Here is a 20,941-nt window from a genome sequence, read left to right as displayed (position 1 = left end):
TTCGTCCGGCCCGTCCGCCATGCTGCCCCTGACATCCCTCGAAAGGAGGATGCGCGGCGTCCCGCCCCGGCCCCGCCGCCGGCTGCCGCCGTCCGCGCGCCCAATCATGGAAGTGATCACCACCGGAATCGGTGTACTCCTCGCCGTCGTCCTGCTCGTCGCGCTCGGCGTGGTGTTCATGGTCAGTCGGCTGTTCCGCAAGGTCGAGCAGGGCAAGGCACTGATCATCTCCAAGATCCGGCGGGTCGACGTGACCTTCACCGGCGCGGTGGTGATGCCCGTACTGCACAAGGCCGAGGTCATGGACATCTCGGTCAAGACGATCGACATCGAACGGACCGGTAACGAGGGTCTGATCTGCCGCGACAACATCCGGGCCGACATCCGGATCACCTTCTTCGTTCGCGTGAACAAGACGAACGAGGACGTCATCAAGGTGGCGCAGGCGATCGGCACCGCGCGGGCCAGCGACCGGGAGACCCTCCAGGAGCTGTTCAACGCGAAGTTCTCCGAGGCGCTGAAGACGGTCGGCAAGCAGCTCGACTTCGTCGACCTCTACACCAAGCGTGACGAGTTCCGCGACCAGATCATCCGGGTCATCGGCACCGACCTCAACGGCTACAGCCTGGAGGACGCGGCGATCGACTTCCTCGAGCAGACGCCGATGTCGCAGCTCGACCCGAAGAACATCCTCGACGCGCAGGGCATCCGGAAGATCACCGAGCTGACCACGCAGGAGCACGTCCGGACCAACGAGTTCCGGCGCAGCGAGGAGAAGGAGATCACCCGCCAGAACGTGGACGCCAAGGAGGCGATCCTCGAACTGGAGCGGCGGCAGGCCGACGCCGAGGCCAAGCAGCAGCGCGAGATCGAGACCGTGCGGGCCCGCGAGCAGGCCGAGACCACCCGGGTACGCGCCGAGGAGCGGCTGCGGGCCGAGACGGCGAACATCCGCACCGACGAGCAGTTGGGCATCCAGCACGAGAACCGGGCTCGGGAGATCGCGGTCGCGGAGAAGAACCGCGAGCGGGTCATCGCCATCGAGACCGAGCGGATCGAGAAGGACCGCATGCTGGAGGTGATCGGCCGGGAGCGGGAGACCGAGCTGAGCACGATCGCCAAGGACAAGGAGGTGGAGGCCGAGAAGCGGGCCATCGCCGAGGTCGTCCGGGAGCGGATCGCGGTGGAGAAGACCGTGGCCGAGCAGGAAGAGAACATCAAGCGGCTGCGCGTGGTCGAGGAGGCCGAGCGGACCCGCCAGGCGCTGGTCATCCAGGCCGAGGCCGAGGCGCAGGAGAGCCTGGTCAAGGACATCAAGGCGGCGGAGGCCGCCGAGGCGGCGGCGAAGCACAAGGCCCGCGAGGAACTGGTGCTGGCCGAGGCCCGGCAGCAGGCAGCGGAGCTGGACACCCGGGCGAAGATCCGGCTGGCCGAGGGCATCCAGGCCGAGTCGGCAGCCGCCGGCCTGGCCGAGGTGCAGGTGCAGGAGCGCAGCGCCGAGGCGATCGAGAAGGTCGGTCGGGCCGAGGCCGCCGTGGAGCGCGAGAAGGCGGTGGCCGCCGCCGAGGCGGTGCGCGAGAAGCTGAAGGGCGAGGCCGAGGGTCTCACCGAGAAGGCCGCCGCGATGGCCGCGCTGGACGACGCGACCCGCGAGCACGAGGAGTACCGGCTGCGTCTGGAGCTGGAGAAGGAGGTCCGGCTCGCCGGGCTGGACACCCAGCGGCAGGTCGCCGAGGCGCAGGCCACGCTGGTGGCCACCGGGTTGGAGAAGGCGAACATCGACATCGTCGGTGGGGACAGCGTCTTCTTCGACCGGCTGCTCAGCTCGATCTCGTTCGGCAAGAGCGTGGACAGCTTCGTGGCCCACTCGGACGTGGCGAAGAACCTCACCCAGCCGTGGCTGGACGGCAGCGCCAGCTTCACCGACGACCTGACCCGGATGATCGGTTCGCTGAACACCGCCGACGTGCAGAACCTCACGCTCTCGGCGTTCCTGGCGCAGCAGATGCGCTCCGGCGGCGCCGACAAGGGCAAGCTCCAGGAACTGCTGAAGGCCGCGCAGCGCCTGGGTGTGGCGGACACCCCGGTCGCCGCCCTGACCGGTTCGCGGCAGTCCGCCGGTGAGTGAGCCGACCGCCGGTCCGGCGACCACCGGGCGTATGCCCGGTGCCGCCGGGCCGGCCCCGGCGGGCCGGTCCGGCGACGGACCCGATCCGGCCGAGGTCGTGTCGGACGGCGGTACCCGGCCCGGGTTGGACGACGGCAGCTACGAGGTGCTGCGCAAGCGCCTCGCCGGACAGGCCGCCGAGCTGGCCCGGCGGGCCGAGTCGCTCAACGCCCGCCGCTTGGAGGTCTTCGGCAGCACCGAGCTGCGGCTGCTGAGCACCGAGCGGATCCGTACCGAGCACAACTGCGTGCCCCGGGACATCGTCCCGGTCGGCGGGCTGATGCTGTTCGGCTACAACGTCTTCATCGGCCTGAAGCCGGAGACGACCGTCGACGACGTCTTCTCGCTGCACCGATTCACCCGCGAACAGCGCGAGGGAGAATCGGAGGAGGTCGCCTTCCGGTTCGACGAGGCCGGTCAGGACGAGCTACCCGGCCTGCTGCGTCACCCGCAGTTCGTCCGGGACTTCAGCGAGCTGTACCGCTACTACCGGCAGGCGCGCCTGCTGCAACTGCGCCGGGTCGACGCCCGGCTGCTGGCGGTGTTCCAGACCGGGCCGCGTACCGAGGACATCCGGGTGCTGCGCTGGCAGGTCGGCGTGGACGGCATCCCGGAGTACCTGGACAGCCGGGGGGAGCGGGACCACGTCTTCCCGCCGAGCCACGACTTCGAGTGGATCGAGACGACCCGGCAGGACCACGTCCTCGGCCGGCACCCGCACATCGACATCGACGGCGAGATCTTCGTCGAGACGGTGGGCGGCACGCTGACCGTCAAGGTGGAGAACAACACCGAAGACGGCGAGGGCATCTACAGCGAGCCGGTGGACGAGCCGTTGCAGAGCCTGGCCGACGCCGACGTGCAGTGGGCGCGGGTGGGGCCGCTGATCCTGCTGCGGATCCTGCCGTACAAGGAGACGCAGTGGCGGCACCTGGTCTTCAACACGCTCAGCCGGGAGGTGGTCCGCCTCGACGGCATCGGGGTGGCCTGCCAGCGGCTGCCCGAGGACCACGGCATCATCTTCCCGGGCGGCTACCACCTGGCCACCGGCGTCACCCGGACCTTCGACACCGAGGTCGCCGACCTGGAGTTCGAGCGGGCGGTGCGGTCGCCGAACGGTGAGGACGTGCTCTACGTCTTCCACGCCCGGGCCGAGGGCCGCTCGCTGCTGCTGCCGTACAACGCGATCCGCAAGGAGGTGGCCGCGCCGATCCCGTGCCACGGCTTCTCCCTGTTCGACGACGGCACGCTCGTGGTGTTCCGGGCCGTCTCCGAGGAGCCGACCCGGGTCCACCCGATGCAGATCTGGCAGACGCCGTACGTCTCCGACGCGTACGCGGCGGCGCAGCCGGCCGGCACCGGTCCGCTGGAGCGGATCGGCAACGCCGACCTGGTACGCGGCATCTCGGACTGCCTCTCGGCGGCGCGGATGGTGCAGGGCAGCGCCACCGCCGGGGTGTACGAGGCGCTGATCGCGGCCTGTGCCCGGATCACCGACCACTACCACTGGCTCGGCGAGGACGAGCTGGGTGACCTGGCCACCCCGCTGAGCGGCTTGCGGCGTACCGCCAGCTCCGTGCTGGAGGAGCACGAGAAGGTCCGTACGCTCACCGAGCAGGCCCGCGCGGAGCTGGACGAGAGCGCCGAGCAGATCGCCTCGCTGGCCCGCCGGGCCCGGGGCGAGGCACCGCTGACCGCCGACGACTGGGTCACCCAGCTCGGTGGGTTGCGTCGGGCGCGCGGACACCTGGAGTCGCTGCGCGAACTGCGGTACGTCGACCACGACCGGATCGACGAGCTGGCCGCCCGGCTGGACGAGGAACTGTCGGTGGCCGGCCGGCGCGCGGTGGAGTTCCTCCGTCGCGACGAGGCGTTCACCGGTTACCAGCAGGAGGTGGACCGACTCGCCGCGCGGGCCGCCGAGATCGGCACGGTGGCCGAGGCCGGCACCGTCCGCGACGAGCTGGCCGCCCGTACCGACGGTCTCCAGACCATCACCGACGTGGTGGGCGGGCTGGACATCGCCGACGCGACCGTGCGGACCGGCATCCTGGGCCGGGTCGGCGAGGTCCTGGGCGCGGTCAACCGGGCCCGGGCGGTGCTCGACAAGCGGCGCCAGGAGCTGGCCGCGGTCGAGGGCCGGGCCGGTTTCGCCGCCGAGTTCGCCCTGCTCGGGCAGGCGGTCACCGGGGCGCTGGCGGCGGCGGACACCGCCGAACGCTGCGACGAGCAACTCGGCCGGCTGCTGCTGCGGGTGGAGGAGCTGGAGTCCCGGTTCGGGGAGTTCGACGACTTCCTCACCGAGCTGTCGACCCGGCGTACCGACATCTACGAGGCGTTCTCGGCACGCAAGCAGGCGTTGCTGGACGAGCGGTCCCGGCGGGCCGACCGGCTGGTCGGGTCGGCCGAGCGGATCCTGGTCAGCGTGCAGCGGCGGGCCGGCACGCTCGGTTCGCTCGACGAGATCAACACCTACTTCGCGGCCGACCCGATGGTGGGCAAGCTCCGCTCGGTGGTGGAGGAGCTGCGTACCCTCGGCGACGCGGTGCGGGCCGAGGAGCTCGACGGCCGGATCCGGGCCGCTCGCCAGGAGTCCGGACGCGGTCTGCGCGACCGCCTCGACCTGTACGCCGACGGCGGCGAGACGATCCGGCTGGGCCGGCACCGCTTCGCGGTGAACACCCAACCGGTGGACGTGGCGGTGGTGCCGGCCGAGGGCCGCATGGTGGTGGCGGTGACCGGCACCGACTACCGCGCACCGGTGCGTGACGAGGAGTTCCAGCAGACCCGGCGGTTCTGGGACCAACTGCTGGTCTCCGAGTCGGCGCAGGTGTACCGGGCCGAGTACCTGGCCACCGCGATCCTGGCCGCCGCCGAGGCGGGCCGCGACGGGCTCACCCTGGACGCGCTGCACAGCGCGGCGGTGGACGCCAACGGGCTGCGGGACCTGGTGCGGCGGATCGCCGAGACCCGCTACGACGAGGGGTACGAGCGGGGCGTGCACGACCACGACGCCGCCGAGATCCTGCGGGTTTTGCTGCGCCTGCACGCCGGTGCAGGGCTGCTGCGCTACCCGCCGGCCGACCGGGCCGCCGCGCAGGTGTTCTGGCGGTACGGCACCGACGAGCCGACCCGGTCCGCCTGGACCGCCCGGGCCGCCTCGCTGGCCCGCGCCCGGCAGCGGTTCGGCCGCCCCGAGGGCGAGGACGCCGCCGACCGGCTCGGCGCACAGCTCGCCGAGGCGGCCGAGACGTTCCTGCGGTCCGCCGGACTTCCGGTGCCGCCCGGTGGGACGGCGGTGGCCGGCGAGTACCTGTTCGAGGAGTTGTCCTCGCCGCCGGTGCGGTTCGTCACCGGCGGTGGGGCCCGCGCACTGCTGGACCGGTTCCGCCGGGCACTCGGCGGCCCGCAGTCGCGCTCGTCCCGCGAGTTCGACGACGACCTGCGGGCCCTCGGTGACGACCTCGCCGGCCGTCACCAGTTGGTGGAGGCGTGGCTGACCGCGTTCCTGGCCACCGACGACGGCAACCTCTCCGGGTACGACCTGCCGGAGGCGGTCGCCGTCGAGCTGTGCGGTGCCGAACCGGCCCGGCAGGACAGCACCGCGACGATGACCGAGTCGGTCGGCGGGCTGCTCGGCGCGCACCCGCGCATCGAGGGCTCCACGCTCGACGTACGGCTGGACGAGATGCTGGCCCGGACCCGGACGTTCCGCACCGACCTGGTCCCCGCATATCGGGACTACCAGCGGCGACGCAACGCGCTGGTGGACGCCGAGCGGGACCGCCTGCGGCTGGAGGAGTACCGGCCGAAGGTGATGAACGCCTTCGTCCGCAACCGGCTGCTCGACGAGGTCTACCTGCCGCTGATCGGCGACAACCTGGCCCGGCAGCTCGGTGCCACCGGGGACGGCAAGCGGGTCGACCAGTCCGGCCTGTTGCTGCTGATCTCACCGCCCGGGTACGGCAAGACGACCCTGATGGAGTACGTGGCCAGCCGGCTCGGACTCGTCTTCGTCAAGGTCAACGGGCCGGCCCTGGGCACCAAGGTCACCTCGCTGGACCCGGCCGAGGCACCCGACGCCACCGCCCGACAGGAGGTCGAGAAGATCTCCTTCGCGCTGGAGCTGGGCAACAACGTGCTGCTCTATCTGGACGACATCCAGCACACCAACCCGGAGCTGTTGCAGAAGTTCATCTCGCTCTGTGACGGGCAGCGCCGGATGGAGGGCGTCTGGGAGGGCCGCACCCGCACGTACGACCTGCGCGGCAAGCGGTTCGCGGTCTGCATGGCCGGTAACCCGTACACCGAGTCGGGGAAGCGGTTCCGGATTCCGGACATGCTGGCCAACCGGGCCGACGTGTGGAACCTCGGTGACGTGCTCTCCGGGCGGGAGGAGGCGTTCGCGCTCAGCTACATCGAGAACGCGCTCACCGCCAACGCGGTGCTGGCGCCGCTTTCCGGGAGGGACCGGGGCGACCTGGAACTGCTGGTCCGGATGGCACGCGGGGACGACTCGGTCCGCGCCGACCAGCTCTCCCACCCGTACCAGCCGGTGGAGTTGGAACAGATGGTCTCGGTGCTGCGCAAGATGCTGCGGGTGCAGCAGGTGGTGCTGGCCAACAACCAGGCGTACATCGCCTCGGCGGCCCAGTCCGACGACGCCCGCACCGAGCCGCAGTTCCAGCTACAGGGCTCGTACCGGAACATGAACAAGCTCGCCGAGCGGATCGTGCCGGTGCTCACCGACGAGGAGCTGGAGGCGGTGATCGACGACCACTACCTGGGCGAGGCGCAGACGCTCGCAGCGGGTGCGGAGGCGAACCTGCTCAAGCTCGCCGAGCTGCGCGGCCGGCTCACTCCCGAGCAGGCCGCCCGGTGGGTCGAGGTGAAGGACGCCTTCCAGCGCTCGAAGGCCCTGGGCGGGGGCGGCGACGATCCGGTCGATCGCGCGGTGGGCGCGCTCGGCCTGCTCGCCGACCGGGTCAGCGGAGTCACCGCCGCGATAGGTCGTGCCAGCGAGCGCTGAGGCCTGATGTGTAAGGAAGGGTCCCCTGCTAACGCCTCCGGTATAGCAGGGGACCCCTCCTAACATTCAGGGTTGCGGCTGCGCTCAGGCGAGCGCCAGGGCGGCGCCCAACACCCGCTGGACGAGCGCCGACTGCCCCTCGGACTTGGCGTCGGTCGGGCTGGCGCCGAACACGAACCGCACGCCACCGTCGTCCAGGGCGCCGACGGCCGCCTGGTAGCCGTACCGGGCGCCGGACTTGCCCCAGAACACCCGGCCGTCGGGAAGGCGGATCGAGGAGAGGCCACCGTTGCTGTACCCCGCACCCGCCCACGGGTGGGTGAACAGCTCACGTTGCTGCGCGGGGGCGAGCAGCCGGCCACCGAACAGGGCGGCGGCGAACCGGTCCAGGTCGGCGACGGTCGAGATCAGGTCGCCCGAGGCGGGCGTGAAGGTCTGACTCCAGCGCGTCGCGTCCACGAGTTCCGTGCGCCCGTCGCGGCTCACCTGCTGGTAGCCCCGTACGTGCGGGCCACGGATCCCGGTGGCGACGCCCGGGGCGTACGTGTCACGCATGCCGAGCGGCCGGAAGATCCGTTGCCGCATCTGCTCCGCGTACGACCTGCCGGTCACCCGTTCGATCAGGATGCCGGCGACGACGTAACCCATGTTGGTGTAGCGCTGGGCCGTGCCGGGGGCGTACTCGGTCGGGTTCGTCAGTGCCGTGCGGACGATCTGCTCAGGCGTCCAGCGGTCGAAGCGGTGCTCGATCTGCCAGTCCAGTCCGTCGGGCAGGACCGGGCTGGGCAGGCCGCTGGTGTGGGCGAGCAACTGCCGCACGGTCACCGTCGGCCAGTCGGCCGGGATCAGGTCCGGCAGGTACGGGCGTACCGGCTCGTCGAGGCGCAACTGGCCCTCCGCCACCAGTTGGTAGACCACGACGGCGGTGAAGACCTTGGTGACGCTGCCGATCCGGATCCGGGCGTCCGCCGGTACCGGAGCAGAGGAGCGCAGATCGCGTACGCCGAAGGTGCCCTTGAAGCAGCCGGTCGGCGTGGTGACCCGCAGTTGGGCGCTGGTGGTGGTGAGTTCGGCGTCGGGGAGCTCGCCGACGGCCGTGATCAGGCTCGTGGGATCGAGGGTGCCGGCCGGGCAGTCGCGGTGGGCGGCGCCGGCGGGTGCCGCCAGGGCACCGGCCAGCAGCGCGCCGACGGTGACTCCGGCGACGAGACTGCGTCTGGTGAGTTTCATGGAGCGAGCCTGCCGAGCCGGTGGGGCGGAGGATATCCGGGATCGGCCCGAAGCTCCCCTGAGGACAGTCCCTTAGGGTCCGTGTCGGCCGTCAGCGGATCTGCATCCCGGAGATCGCCCGGGAGATGACCAGGCGCTGGATCTCGGAGGTGCCCTCGAAAATGGTGTAGATCTTGGCGTCCCGATACCACCGCTCGACCGGGTGGTCACGGAGGAAGCCGGCCCCGCCGAGTAACTGGACCGCCTTCTCGGTGACCGACACGGCCACCTCACCCGCCTTGAGCTTGGACATCGACCCCTCGCCCGCAGTGAACGGCCGGTTGTTGCGGCCCATCCAGGAGGCCCGCCAGACCAGCAGCCGGGCGGCGTCGATCTCCGTCTTCATGTCGGCGAGCGCGAAGGCGACCGCCTGGTTGGTGATGATCGGGCGGCCGAACTGGACCCGGTCCCGGGCGTAGTCCAGGGCGTACTCGTAGGCGGCCCGGGCCACGCCGAGCGCCTGGGCGCCGACGGTGGGTCGGGACAGCTCGAACGTCCGCATCGCGGCCTGGCCGGAGGCGCGCTGCCCGGACCGGGCCCGGGCCAGTCGCTCCTGAAGCGCCTCCCGGCCGCCGAGCAGGCACCGTCCGGGCACCCGGACGTCGTCGAGGAAGACGTCCGCCGTGTGCGACGCCCGCAGGCCGAGTTTGCGCAGCTTGCGGGTGGCGGAGAGGCCGGCGGTGCCAGGGGGTACGACGAATGCGGCCTGACCTCGCGAGCCCAGCTCGGGGTCGACCGAGGCGGTGACCACGTGCACGGCGGCGATCCCACCGTTGGTGGCGTACGCCTTCTGGCCGCGCAGCACCCACTCGTCGGTCGCCTCGTCGTACTCGGCCCGGGTACGCATCGCGGAGACGTCCGAACCGGCCTCCGGCTCGGACGAGCAGAACGCGGCGACCGCCGGTGAGTCGACGTCACCGAAGCACTGCGGCACCCACTCGACGAGCTGGTCGGGCGTGCCGCTGCCGTAGATGGCGGCGACCGCGAGCGAGGTGCCGAAGATGCTCAGCCCGATTCCGGCGTCGCCCCAGAACAACTCCTCGCTGGCGATCGGCAGGGAGAGCCCGGTGGGGTCGGCCCAGCAGGTGGCGAGGAACTCGAAGCCGTACAGGCCGACCTTGGCCGCCTCGCCGATGATCGGCCAGGGAGTCTCCTCCCGGGCGTCCCACTCGGCGGCGGCCGGGCGCACGACCTCGCTGGCGAAGCCGTGCACCCAGTCGCGCAGATCCCGCTGTTCCTCGTTCAGGTCGAGCGAGAATTCGACCATCTCAGGCCTTGGGGATGTCGAAGAGGTTGGCGATGTTGGCGGCCAGCCCCAGGTCACCCTTTGCCTTGAGCTTGCCGGTCATGAACATCATGACCGGGTTGGCGCCGCCCGAGACGATCTTCAGGAACTCGACCGGGCCGAGCGTCAGGGCCAGCCGCGGCTCGTGCTGCGGGGTCTCGTTGACAGTGCAGGTGCCGTCGGCGACGACCACCTCGTACGTGTCGGTGCCGCCGTCGGGGGCGCCGGTGATGTTCCAGTGGATCACCGCGTTGGTGGAACCGGCCCGATCCGCGCGGAAGATCTGGGGCATCCGCCCGAAGACCTCGCCGAGGATCTTGCCGCGCAGTTCACCCGACATGATCTCGGCGAGCTTGCTATCCGGGGTGCTCTTGACGAGCTGGGCGAACTCCTTCGGGCCCATGTTGGCGAAGGCGGCCGGGTCGAAGTCAGTCATGGAACGCACCTCTCGAACAGTGGTTACTCAGGCGTAACCCTACGCACCGGTAGGTATGCTCGCAAGGTGTCCGCGACACCCGCCTTCAAGCGCCTCCCCCGGGCCGTACGCGAGCAGCAGATGCTCGACGCCGCCGTGCGGGTCTTCTCCCGGCGCGGCTACCACGGCGCCAGCATGGACGAGATCGCCGAGGACGCGAGCATCTCCAAACCCATGGTGTACGCGTACCTGGGCACCAAGGAGGAACTCTTCGTCGCCTGCCTACACCGCGAGGGCACCCGGATGATGGAGGCCATCGCCGGGGCGGCCGTCCCCGACCTGCCCGCCGACGAGCGACTCTGGCGTGGCCTGCGGGCGTTCTTCGGCTTCGTCGGCGCACACCGCGACGGCTGGTCGGTGCTCTATCGGCAGGCCCGCGCCGAGCAGCCGTTCGCTCGGGAACTGGCCCAGATGCGGGCCAGGATGGTCGAGGTGGTCGCCGGAATGTTGGACCACGCACTGCGCGCCGAGGGACGTACGGCTGCCGAGACCGAGTTGGAAGTGGTCGCGTACGCGCTGGTCGGGGCGACCGAGTCGCTGGGCGACTGGCTCGCCGACCACCCCGAGGCCGACCCGGAGAAGACCGCGACCCGGATGATGAACGCCGCCTGGCTGGGGGCCGGGCAACTCCTGCACGGCGCGAGCTGGCACCCGCCCGAGGTGTAAGGAAGGGCCCCCTGCTAACGCCTGCGGTAGAGCAGGGGTCCCCTGCTAACAACCGGGCTCGGCACCGCTCGTAGCCCGCCGGTGCGCCCGGTGCCGGAGCCAGCGGATCAACTCGACCAGCAGCGTCACCGAGATCGAGAGCCCGATGCCGGCCAGGATGCCGTGCAGCGGGTGCTCTTCGAAGGCGAGCCCGCCGAAGATGCCGAGCAGGACGCCGTACAGCGCCCACGAGCCGCAGCCGATCAGGTCGAAGAGGAGGAACCTGCGCAGCGGATAGCGGACGGCGCCCATGGCCAGGGTGACCGCCGTCCGCCCGCCGGGGACGTAACGGGCGGCGATGAGGATGACGCCGCCACGCAGGTCGACCGCCCGCCGGGCCCACTCCGATCCGGCCCGGCGCCGGCTGTCCACCGGTGAGTCGTCCAGCCGGCGCGATCCGCCGCCGCGTCCGATCCCGTACGAGATGTGGTCGCCGGCGGTCGCGCCGAGCGTGGCCACCACGACGATCAGCGCCAGGTTCGGCTGTCCACCGGTGGCGAGCACGGTGACGCTGATGACCGCCGCCTCCGAGGGCACCAGCGGGAAGAACGCGTCGACCGCGGTGAGCCCGAAGATCAGCAGATACACCCAGGGTGAGGTGAGTGTCTGCCGGAGCAGGTCGAGCGCGGCCTCCATGCCTCCATGCTCAGGGCACGGGCTGTTAAGAAGGGGCCCTTCCTCTACACCAGGCGTTAATAAGGTGCCCTTCCTTACGAACCTCCTTCTCGTCGGAGGTGGGGCCGTGCGAGGTGAGGAGCACCGGAGCGCCCAGCGCCTCGCCGACCGCCTCAGGCCAGTCGGCCGCAGCGACGTCGTCGTAGTGCGGGCGCGCCCGCAGCAGGCGGGCGGTGAGGGCGGCCTGCCGGTCGAGGTCGCCGGCCGGGCCCGGGACCAGCCGGTCCAGGCCGTCGTAGCGGCGACAGAATCGCAGGTCGAGCCCGCGTTCGGCGAGGTCCAGGTGGGTCAGCGCCAGGCCGTCCACCCCGCCCGCGACCGCCAGGGCGTACGCGTGCGCGACGGCGTCGAAGTGGCCGAACCGGAAGCGGCCCTGCCAGGGGTTCGTCGGGTTGTGCGGGTCGGCCAGCGGCAGCGACGGGTCCTCGGTGACCAGCGGCCCGGGACCGTGCCGGGTGGTGACGGTACGCAGTACCCCGATCCGCAGCGCCGAACCGCCCAGCCCGGCCTCGGCCAGCAGGGCCTCGGCGTTGGCGAAGGTGGTGGTGCTCCACGTGGTGTACGGGTGGAAGCCGTGCCACTCGTCCAGCAGCACCCCCTGGGCGCCCTCGAACACGCACGGGCCGGCCCGCAGCGCCCCGGCCAGCCAGGAGCCGTCGACGATCGCCACCCGCTCGGCGAACGCCTGGTAGGCCGGCAGGCAGTCCGCGACCGGTGGGGCGTCCAGCGGGCCGAGTTCGGCGGTGAGCCGGTCCCGGAGTGCGGTCAAGCGGCGGCGCAGCACCTCCGGGCTGCGGCAGTCCGCGACCCGGGGTGCCTCGTCGGGGTAGGCGAGCCCGTACGCGACGGTCTCGCCCACCCCCTGCCCGCAGGAACCGTGCCGGTCGGCTCCCCGGGCCGTCTCCCGGGCCCGGTTGGCGGCCCGGTGGTACGGGGTGGCGAGCAGCGCCGCCCCGTCCACGGTCAACCGGTCGAACGCGTCGGGCACCCCGACGGCGGCGAGGTGGTCGGCCTCGGCGGCGAGCGCCAACGGGTCCACCACGACGTGCCGGGACAGGTGGGTGCGTACGCCGGGGTGGAAGGTGCCGGCCCCGAACTGCGCGAACGTGTGGTGCCGGCCGTCGGGCCGGACGACGTTGTGCGCCGCCTGCGCACCCCCGTTGAACCGGACCACGGTGTGCACCGGCCGGGTGGCGCAGAGCCAGTCGACCACCGTGCCCTTGCCGGCGTCGCCGTACCCGAGGTCGACCACGATCGCGTGCTCCGGACCCGACCCGCCGACCGGGCCGCCCGCCGCACCGCACGCCGGGCCGCCCGCCGCATTGCCCGCCGGGTCGCGCCTGGGGCCCGGGACACCCCCCGCCGGGTCGCGCCCGGGTGCCGGGACACCCGGGCGCGCAGCGGTCACCAGTTCGTTCACAGCCGGACGACCCCGCCGCCGGTGGTCCGGGTGGCCGGCAGATCGGCCACCTCGGCGCGCCGTGCCCCGTTCAGCCGGGCCAGCGCCTTCGACACCGTGCGGGTGGCCGTCGAGCCGGTGCGGTCCAGGTCCCGCAGGCCGGTGTCGAGGTCGATGGCCTGCTCACCGAGGCCGACGGTGAGCGCGATCGTCTCGCAGACCGCGTCGAGGTCGTCCAACTCTAGGGCGTTCTGGCCGAGCAGGCCGCGCCAGAAGTCGAGCACCTTGCGGTTGCCCGAGTAGTGGCTGCCGGCCGGGAGCAGGTAGTACGTGTCCCAGCGGCGCGTCACCTCGTCGACGATCTGCCGCACCGGCACGTCCTCGCGCGGGTCGTCGCCGATCAGGCGGGCCACCTCGGCGGCCTTGACCGCCGGGTACGCCAGCTCGTCGCCGATGATGAAGAGGTAGCCGCGTCGGCCCCGCTTCTCCCAGCTGTCGGTGACCGTCCGTCGGGCCATGTAGTAGAGCGCCAGCTCGTAGGACTCCTTCATCTGGCCGCCACCGCCGCCCTCCAGCACGATCCGCCCGAGGTCCTCGTCCATCCGGTTGTCGGACTCGAACTGGCCGACCTGCAACGGCACCCGGTCGCAGGTGGCGTCGCCGATCGCGCCGAACATGATCTGCGGGTCGCGGGCGTACCCCTGGCGCAGCAGCAGCCCCAGCAGTTGCGGCAGCTTGGCCTGGAGGGTGCGGGGCACGTGCCCCATCGAGCCGGTCACGTCGAACAGCACCGTGACCGGGGTCGACCGCGGGTGCTCGGCCGAGTCGCGGCTCTCCCGCGTCGCGCCGCGCGGGTCCAGTTGCGGGTGCACCACCTTGGCGCCGCTGTCGCTGTACGAGAACGCGCTCTTGCCGGTGGCCCGGCGGTACCGGTCGGCGGCGGTGTACACGTCGGTGGACCACATTCCGCTGCCCATGGCAGCCTCCTTAGGGGTTGAGGGTGAAGGGTCGGAAGGTGCGCGGCCCGTAGAGCCGGTGCAGCACCTCGTCGAATTCGCCGAGCAGTCGCCAGGCGTCGTCGGGGCGGTTCGACAGCGACCGCTGCCGACAGCCCGCTGCGAAGGCGAGCAGTTCGTCCGGGGCGTGGTGGCCCATCAGCCAGGTCATGCACCGGGTGGCCATGTCGATGTCGGTGCCCGGCCCGCACGGTCGACGCGCGGTGACCTCGGCCGGATACCACTCCTGGTGGTCGGGGACCAGCGCGGGCACGACGCCGCCGGGCTCGGTGGCGAAGCACCAGTCGACCAGCACCACGCCGTGCGCGTCCGGCTCGATCAGCACGTGCGGCGGCAGCACCGCGCCGTGCACCACGCCGGCCCGGTGGGCCAGGCCGAGCGCGACCAGCAGCCGTCGCCACATCCAGGCCACGTCGCGGGCGTCCAGCCCGTCCGGGTACGCGCGCCGCACGTCGACCAGGCTGCGCAGGCCGGGTGCGGTGGCGAGCACGGTGACCTGGCGTTCCGCCCCGGTGGCCGGGTCCTGGTGCGCGAACGTGTCGACAAGCCGGGGTACGTACGGCAGCCAGCGCGGGTCGCCGTGGTCGGCGAGTCGGCGCAACGCGCGCTGCTCGCGGATCATCAGGTCGTTGTCGCTGGCCTCGCGGGGCAGCTTGAGCAGCCGGTCCCCGCCCACGTCGTAGAGGTCGGCGAGGTCCCCCGAGTACGCCGGTGCGCCGCAGCGGTAGCCGTGCAGCACGGTCACCCGGCGGGCGCGCCAGCGGGTGGTGACCCGGACGAACGCGTCGGTGGCCTCGGCGCGTACGCCCGGGGCGGCCCGGTCCAGCCGGTCGGGGTGCAGGGCGGTGACCAGCTCCCGGTAGCGGCGTTCCGGCGCGTCGGCGCCGAACAGATCGTGGTCGTCGCGGGCGGCGGTGACCAGGCGGATCGCCTCGTCGGTCCTCATCGCACCGTCTCCTCCCGGGCGGGCCGCAGCAGCGCCGGGTGCAGCAGCCGGGCGTCACCGGCCCGGTAGAGCCGGGCGCGTGGGCCGCCCCGGCTGCCGCCGCGCTCGGTGTTGGCGCCGGTGCTCTCCACGAAGCCGGGCACCGAGAGCACCTTGCGGTGGAAGTTGCCGGCGTGCAGCGGGTGACCCCAGACCGTCTCGTAGACGGCGCGCAGCTCGCCGATGGTGAACTCCGGGGCGAGGAAGCGGGTGGCCAGCGGGGTGTACTCCAGCTTGGAGCGGGCCCGCTCCAGCCCGTCGTCGACGATCCGGCGGTGGTCGAAGGCGAGCTCGCGGCCGGGCAGCTCGGTGACCGGCACCCAGTCGGCCTCGTCGGCGTCGCTGCCGGCGGCGGCGTCCGGCAGGTCGGGGGCGAAGGCGAGGTGGGCGATGGAGACGACTCGCATCCGGGGGTCGCGCTCGGGCGCGCCGTAGCTGGCGAGCTGCTCGACGTGTACGCGCCGAAGTCGCTCCCCGCCGAGCCCGGTCTCCTCGGCCAGCTCCCGGCGGGCGGCGGTGGCCGGGTCCTCGTCGGGGCGGACGAAGCCGCCGGGCAGCGCCCAGTGCCCGGCGTACGGCGGCTCGGCGCGGCGGATCAGCAGCAGGTGCAGCGCGTCGTCCCGGATGGTCAGTGCGACCACGTCGGCGGTGACCGCGACGGCCGGGTAGGCGCGTGGGTCGTAGGAGGCGAGGAAGTCCTGCTCGTTCACGCTCGATCACTCTCACTCTGAGAACATCTCTATGTGAGAACAACTTAGCGCGAAAAGGAGGGCCGGGCAAGTGCCCGACCCTCACCTCAGCGGATCGTGCCTGTCAGGTGTGGACGACCTCGCTGGTCGTGCAGGGCGATCTCCCACCCCGCCTGGGCCGCCGTGGCGCTGAACGCCACCGTGCTGGGCAACGGCACCGGCAGCTTGAATGCGACGTCGACCGTGTATGCCTCGGGCAGCCGGTTCTCCAGCGCCGCCAGGCAGCGGGCCTTGCTCCACATGCCGTGCGCGATCGGCCGAGGGAAGCCGAACAGCCGCGCGCCCAGCCGGGAGGTGTGGATCGGGTTGTGGTCGCCGGAGACGCGTGCGTAGTCCGTACCCACTCGGGGCTCGACCCGCCAGCGCGCGGACGCGGCCGGCGGCGCGGGCCGGTCGCCCCGGTCGCGCCGCTCGCCGCCGCCCGGGGTGCGCTGCCGACCCAGGTACGTCGAGACGCCGCGCCAGACCTCCTCCCCGTCCACCGAGCCGACGAGGACCACGTCGACCTGCCGCCCCCGGTCGTGTGGGCGCAGGTTCTCCGCCCACGTGGTGAAGTCCAGCCGGTCGGCCACCGTGACCGGCCGGTGCACGGTGATCCGGTTGGCCACGTGCACCACCCCGGTCAGCGGGATCGGGAAGTCCGGCGCCGTGATCAGGCGCAGCGCCAGCGGGAAGCCCACCACGTGCGGGAAGGTCGCCGGCAGCCGGTCGGCGAGCCGGAACCCGCAGACCCGGTCGTAGTCGGCCAGCCGGGCCGGGTCCACGGCCACCCGGTCGACGGCCAGTTCCACCGCTGGCACCTCGTCCGTCCGCCGCCCGCCGCGCCCCGGCACCGCGCCCAGCAGGGCCCGCCGGTACAGCGGCCCGGCCGTCGGCAGCGCGGACAGCGTCACCCGCTCCCGTTGCGTGGCCATCACGCCCCCAGCAGGCTCTGGCCGCAGACCCGGATCACGTTGCCGCTGACCGCGCCGGAAGCGGGCCAGGCCAGCCAGCCGATGGTCTCCGCCACGTCCACCGGCAACCCGCCCTGGGAGAGGCTGTTCATCCGGCGACCCGCCTCGCGCAGCACCAGCGGGATCCGCGCGGTCAGCCGGGTCTCGATGAAACCGGGTGCGACCGCGTTCACGCTGATCCCCCGGTCGCGCAGCGCCGGAGCCAGCGCGTCGACCAGCCCGATCACGCCGGCCTTGCTGGTGGCGTAGTTGGTCTGGCCCCGGTTGCCGGCGATCCCGGCGATCGAGGAGACGCCGACGATCCGCCCGCCGTCCGGGATCAGGCCCCGGTCCAGCAGCACGTCGTTGATGCGTTCCTGACTGGACAGGTTGACGTCGATGACCTGGTCCCAGCGGTCGGCGTCCATCCGGCCCAGGGTCTTGTCCCGGGTGATGCCGGCGTTGTGCACCACCACGTCCACCCGGCCGTGCCGCTCGGCCAGGTGATCGGCGAGCCGGGCGGGCGCGTCGGCGGCGGTCAGGTCGAGTTGTACGGCGCTGCCGCCGATCTCGTTGGCGACGCCGGCCAGCGCGTCCCCGGCGGCCGGCACGTCCAGCGCCACCACGGTCGCGCCGTCCCGGGCCAGCACCCGGGCCAGTGCCGCGCCGATGCCCCGGGCCGCGCCGGTGACCAGCACCACCTGCCCGTCCAGTGGGCGGTCCCAGTCCACCGGTGCGCTCGCCCGCCCGGCACCGACCCGGATCACCTGCCCCGACACGTACGCCGAGCGGCCGGAGAGCAGGAACCGCAGGGTCGCCTCCAGGCTGGTCCAGGTGCTCTCGTCGGCCTCCCGCGTGACGTGGACCAGTTGGGCGGTGATGCCCCGGCCGAACTCCTTGCCGATGCTGCGGGTCAACCCCTCCAGGGCCCGCTGGGCGGTCGCCTCGCGCGGCGTGTCGCACTCGGCGGGCGGGGTGCCCAGCACGATCACCCGGCCGCTGGGCTGCACCGCCCGCGCCTGCGGGTGGAAGAAGTCGTGCAGTTGCCGCAGCCCGGTCGAGTCGGTGATGCCGGTGGCGTCGTAGACCAGGGCGGCGCTGGTCGGCGTACGGCCGGAGGTGGGATCGGGGGTGGCGGTGGCCGGGTCGCGCAGGGCGAGCCCGGCGGCGGCCAGGATCGTGCGGACCGGCTCGGCGAGCCGGCCCCCGGTGGAGGTGCCGAGCAGGACCGGCCCGGGGAGGATCGGCTCACCCGGCGCGTGTCGGCGAAGTCGTGGCGGATCGGGCAGCCCGAGACGCTTGACCAGCGCCCGGCCGGCGCCCGACTGGACAAAACTCGCGTACCTGTCGGTCATAGGCGTAGCCTACTGGCGGGTAAGGTACGGCAACACTCCTGAGGAGGCGGATCGTGCAGAAGGTTCGACGGGTCGCGGTCATCGGCGGCAACCGGATCCCCTTCGCCCGCTCCAACTCGCGGTACGCCGACGCCTCGAACGCGGACATGCTCGGCGCCGCCCTGGACGGGCTGGTCGCCCGGTTCGGCCTGGCCGGGCAGCGCGTCGGCGAGGTGGTCGCCGGAGCTGTGCTCAAGCACGCCAAGGACTTCAACCTCACCCGCGAGGTGGTGCTCGGCTCGAAGCTCGACCCGCGCACCCCCGCGTACGACATCCAGCAGGCCTGCGGCACCGGCCTGGAGGCCGCGATCCTGGTTGCCAACAAGATCGCCCTCGGCCAACTCGACGTCGGCATCGCCGGCGGGGTCGACACCACCTCCGACGCCCCGCTCGCGGTCAACGAGGACATGCGCCGCACCCTGCTCCGGCTCAACTCGGCCCGGACGCTGGGCGAGCGGCTGCGGATCGCCGCCAAGCTGCGCCCGGCCCAGCCGTTCAAGCCCGAGGTCCCGCGCAACGCCGAACCGCGTACCGGGCTGTCCATGGGCGAGCACGCCGCACAGACCGCGCTGCGCTGGAACGTCGACCGGCAGGCCCAGGACGCCCTCGCGCTGCGCTCGCACCAGCGGCTCGCCGCCGCGTACGACAAGGGGTTCTTCGACGACCTGATGACCCCCTACCTGGGGCTCACCCGCGATGCGAATCTCCGCGCCGACACCACGCTGGAGAAGCTCGGCACGCTGCGGCCGGTCTTCGGCGCCAAGGGCCCGGACGCCGAGCGGGCCACCATGACCGCCGGCAACTCCTCGCCGCTCACCGACGGCGCCTCCACCGTGCTGCTGGCCAGCGAGGAGTGGGCAACCGCACACCACCTGCCGGTACTGGCCTGGTTCACCTGGTCGGAGACGGCCGCGGTGGACTTCGTGCACGGCGACGAGGGGCTGCTGATGGCTCCCGCGTACGCGGTGCCCCGGATGCTGGCCCGGGCCGGGCTCACCCTCGCCGACTTCGACTACTACGAGATCCACGAGGCGTTCGCCTCGCAGGTGCTGGCCACCCTGGCCGCCTGGGAGTCGCCGGAGTTCTGCAAGGACCGCCTCGGCCTGGACGCCCCGCTCGGCGCCATCGACACCGACAAGCTCAACGTGCACGGCTCCTCGCTGGCCGCCGGGCACCCGTTCGCGGCCACCGGCGGCCGGATCGTCGCCACGCTGGCCAAGCTCCTCGCCGAGAAGGGCAGCGGCCGGGGGCTCATCTCGATCTGCGCGGCCGGTGGCCAGGGCGTGACCGCGATCCTGGAACGCTGACCTCCGGGTCGTCGGCCGTACCCGGTCGGGGCGGGCGGCGGCGGCATCGGGAGAATGGCGGGGTGACGACGATCCCGAACGTGCTCGCCAACCGGTACGCCTCACCCGAGCTGGTCGCCCTCTGGTCGCCGGAGGAGAAGATCCGGCTGGAGCGTCGCCTCTGGCTGGCCGTGCTCCAGGCCCAGCGGGATCTCGGTGTGCCGGTGCCCGACGGGGTGGTCGAGGCGTACGAGCGGGTGCTCGACGACGTCGACCTGGACTCGATCGCGGCCCGGGAGCGGGTCACCCGGCACGACGTGAAGGCCCGCATCGAGGAGTTCAGCGCGCTCGCCGGGCACGAGCACGTGCACAAGGGGATGACCTCGCGGGACCTCACCGAGAACGTCGAGCAGCTCCAGGTGCGCCGGTCGTTGGAGCTGATCCGGGACCGGGTGGTGGCGACGCTGGCCCGGCTGGCCTGGCACGCCCACGAGTACGCGGACGTGGTGATGGCCGGGCGTTCGCACAACGTCGCGGCGCAGGCCACCACGCTGGGCAAGCGCTTCGCGTCGGCCGCCGAGGAACTGATCATCGCGTACGAGCGGCTGGAGGACCTGATCTCCTGGTACCCGCTGCGCGGGATCAAGGGGCCGGTGGGTACCGCCGCCGACCAGTTGGACCTCTTCGACGGCGACGCCGAGAAGGTCGCCGAGCTGGAGCGGCGGGTCGCCGAGCACCTCGGCTTCCAGCGGGTGCTGGACAGCGTCGGGCAGGTCTACCCCCGCTCGATCGACATGGCCGTGATCGCTGCGCTGGCGCAGGTGGCCGCGGCACCCTCCTCGCTGGCCACCACGATTCGGCTGATGGTCGGGCAGGAGTTGGCCACCGAGGGCTTCAAGCCGGGTCAGGTCGGTTCCAGCGCGATGCCGCACAAGATGAACACCCGCTCGTCGGAGCGGGTCAACGGCTTCGCCGTGATCATCCGGGGGTACCTGTCGATGGTCGGCGAGTTGGCCGGCGACCAGTGGAACGAGGGGGACGTCTCCTGCTCGGTGGTCCGCCGGGTGGCCCTGCCGGACGCCTTCTTCGCCGCCGACGGGCTGTTCCAGACGTTCCTCACCGTGCTCGACGAGTTCGGCGCGTACCCGGCGGTGATCAACCGGGAGTTGGAGCGATTCCTCCCGTTCCTGGCCACCACCAAGATTCTGGTGGCGGCGGTGCGCCGGGGCGTGGGCCGGGAGACCGCCCACGAGGCGATCAAGGAGCACGCGGTGGCCGTGGCGCTGGCCATGCGTGAGCAGGGCGCCGCCGAGAACGATCTCTTCGACCGGCTGGCCGCCGACCCCCGGCTGGGCCTCACCCGCGCCGAGATCGACGCCCTGGTCGCCGACCGGGCCGCCTTCGTCGGTGCCGCTCCCGCCCAGATCCAGGCGGTGACCACCCGAATCGCCAAGATCGTCCAGTCCCACCCCGCCGCCGCCACCTACGCCCCCCCACCAATCCTCTAACCCACCCCACCCCACCCCGACGGCGTTGATCAAGGAGTTTTGGTCGCCGAGGAGCACTCCAGAGGGC

At 72.3% G+C, this 20,941-nt stretch carries 15 protein-coding genes; 5 read left to right on the top strand and 10 right to left on the bottom strand.

Annotated elements, in window-relative coordinates; all coding sequences use genetic code 11:
• The first annotated feature begins 106 nt into the window (after positions 1-106).
• Both ABT008_RS19365 and ABT008_RS19360 read left to right on the top strand, forming a co-directional pair.
• On the top strand, positions 107-2,128 hold the full coding sequence (locus tag ABT008_RS19365) for a flotillin family protein (protein WP_350697597.1): 2,022 nt from the start codon (positions 107-109) through the stop codon (positions 2,126-2,128).
• On the top strand, positions 2,121-7,196 hold the full coding sequence (locus tag ABT008_RS19360) for a DNA repair ATPase (RefSeq protein WP_350697596.1): 5,076 nt from the start codon (positions 2,121-2,123) through the stop codon (positions 7,194-7,196). The genes ABT008_RS19365 and ABT008_RS19360 overlap by 8 nt, the downstream gene beginning before the upstream one ends.
• Positions 7,197-7,280: 84 nt before the next feature.
• Here ABT008_RS19360 and ABT008_RS19355 read toward each other — a convergent pair whose 3' ends face one another.
• The 3 genes from ABT008_RS19355 to ABT008_RS19345 form a co-directional block, all read right to left on the bottom strand.
• Positions 7,281-8,426 carry a serine hydrolase domain-containing protein gene (locus ABT008_RS19355; RefSeq protein WP_350697595.1) on the bottom strand — a complete coding sequence of 382 codons (1,146 nt, stop codon included), beginning with the start codon at positions 8,424-8,426 and terminating at the stop codon, positions 7,281-7,283.
• Between the two features lie 91 nt (positions 8,427-8,517).
• Positions 8,518-9,732: an acyl-CoA dehydrogenase family protein gene (locus ABT008_RS19350; RefSeq protein ID WP_350697594.1), complete on the bottom strand. Its 1,215-nt coding sequence runs from the start codon at positions 9,730-9,732 to the stop codon at positions 8,518-8,520.
• Position 9,733: 1 nt separating this feature from the next.
• On the bottom strand, positions 9,734-10,186 hold the full coding sequence (locus tag ABT008_RS19345; protein ID WP_350697593.1) for an SCP2 sterol-binding domain-containing protein: 453 nt from the start codon (positions 10,184-10,186) through the stop codon (positions 9,734-9,736).
• A gap of 66 nt (positions 10,187-10,252) precedes the next feature.
• On the opposite strand from ABT008_RS19345, the gene ABT008_RS19340 reads away from it, so the two are divergent.
• Entirely contained in the window at positions 10,253-10,891 is a 639-nt protein-coding gene (locus tag ABT008_RS19340; protein WP_350697592.1) for a TetR/AcrR family transcriptional regulator, read from the top strand.
• 45 nt (positions 10,892-10,936) lie between these two features.
• Here ABT008_RS19340 and ABT008_RS19335 read toward each other — a convergent pair whose 3' ends face one another.
• The 7 genes from ABT008_RS19335 to ABT008_RS19305 all read right to left on the bottom strand — a co-directional run bounded on the left by ABT008_RS19335 (position 10,937) and on the right by ABT008_RS19305 (position 18,041).
• A complete protein-coding gene (locus ABT008_RS19335) occupies positions 10,937-11,566 on the bottom strand; it encodes a DedA family protein (protein WP_350697591.1) in 630 nt (209 codons plus the stop codon).
• Between the two features lie 25 nt (positions 11,567-11,591).
• Positions 11,592-12,860 (bottom strand): adenylosuccinate synthetase, encoded by a 1,269-nt coding sequence (locus ABT008_RS19330; RefSeq protein WP_350697680.1) that lies wholly within the window; start codon positions 12,858-12,860, stop codon positions 11,592-11,594.
• A gap of 161 nt (positions 12,861-13,021) precedes the next feature.
• Positions 13,022-13,981, bottom strand: a complete 960-nt coding sequence (locus ABT008_RS19325; RefSeq protein WP_350697590.1) for a hypothetical protein — start codon at positions 13,979-13,981, stop codon at positions 13,022-13,024.
• Between the two features lie 10 nt (positions 13,982-13,991).
• A complete protein-coding gene (locus ABT008_RS19320) occupies positions 13,992-14,966 on the bottom strand; it encodes a protein kinase family protein (protein ID WP_350697589.1) in 975 nt (324 codons plus the stop codon).
• On the bottom strand, positions 14,963-15,715 hold the full coding sequence (locus ABT008_RS19315; protein ID WP_350697588.1) for an NUDIX hydrolase: 753 nt from the start codon (positions 15,713-15,715) through the stop codon (positions 14,963-14,965). The genes ABT008_RS19320 and ABT008_RS19315 overlap by 4 nt, the downstream gene beginning before the upstream one ends.
• Positions 15,716-15,801: 86 nt before the next feature.
• Entirely contained in the window at positions 15,802-16,668 is an 867-nt protein-coding gene (locus ABT008_RS19310; protein ID WP_350697679.1) for a MaoC/PaaZ C-terminal domain-containing protein, read from the bottom strand.
• Positions 16,668-18,041 (bottom strand): 3-oxoacyl-ACP reductase, encoded by a 1,374-nt coding sequence (locus ABT008_RS19305; RefSeq protein ID WP_350697587.1) that lies wholly within the window; start codon positions 18,039-18,041, stop codon positions 16,668-16,670. The genes ABT008_RS19310 and ABT008_RS19305 overlap by 1 nt, the downstream gene beginning before the upstream one ends.
• Positions 18,042-18,094: 53 nt before the next feature.
• Here ABT008_RS19305 and ABT008_RS19300 point away from each other — a divergent pair, with 53 nt between their 5' ends.
• Both ABT008_RS19300 and purB read left to right on the top strand, forming a co-directional pair.
• Positions 18,095-19,387 carry an acetyl-CoA C-acetyltransferase gene (locus ABT008_RS19300; protein ID WP_350697586.1) on the top strand — a complete coding sequence of 431 codons (1,293 nt, stop codon included), beginning with the start codon at positions 18,095-18,097 and terminating at the stop codon, positions 19,385-19,387.
• Between the two features lie 62 nt (positions 19,388-19,449).
• Positions 19,450-20,874: an adenylosuccinate lyase gene (purB, locus tag ABT008_RS19295; RefSeq protein ID WP_350697585.1), complete on the top strand. Its 1,425-nt coding sequence runs from the start codon at positions 19,450-19,452 to the stop codon at positions 20,872-20,874.
• Positions 20,875-20,941 lie beyond the last annotated feature (67 nt).

This window comes from Micromonospora sp. NPDC002389 (assembly GCF_040296095.1).
GTDB lineage: Bacteria > Actinomycetota > Actinomycetes > Mycobacteriales > Micromonosporaceae > Micromonospora.
The sequence above is the reverse complement of the archived record's forward strand: the minus strand, read 5'-3'. Positions and strand labels throughout refer to the sequence as shown.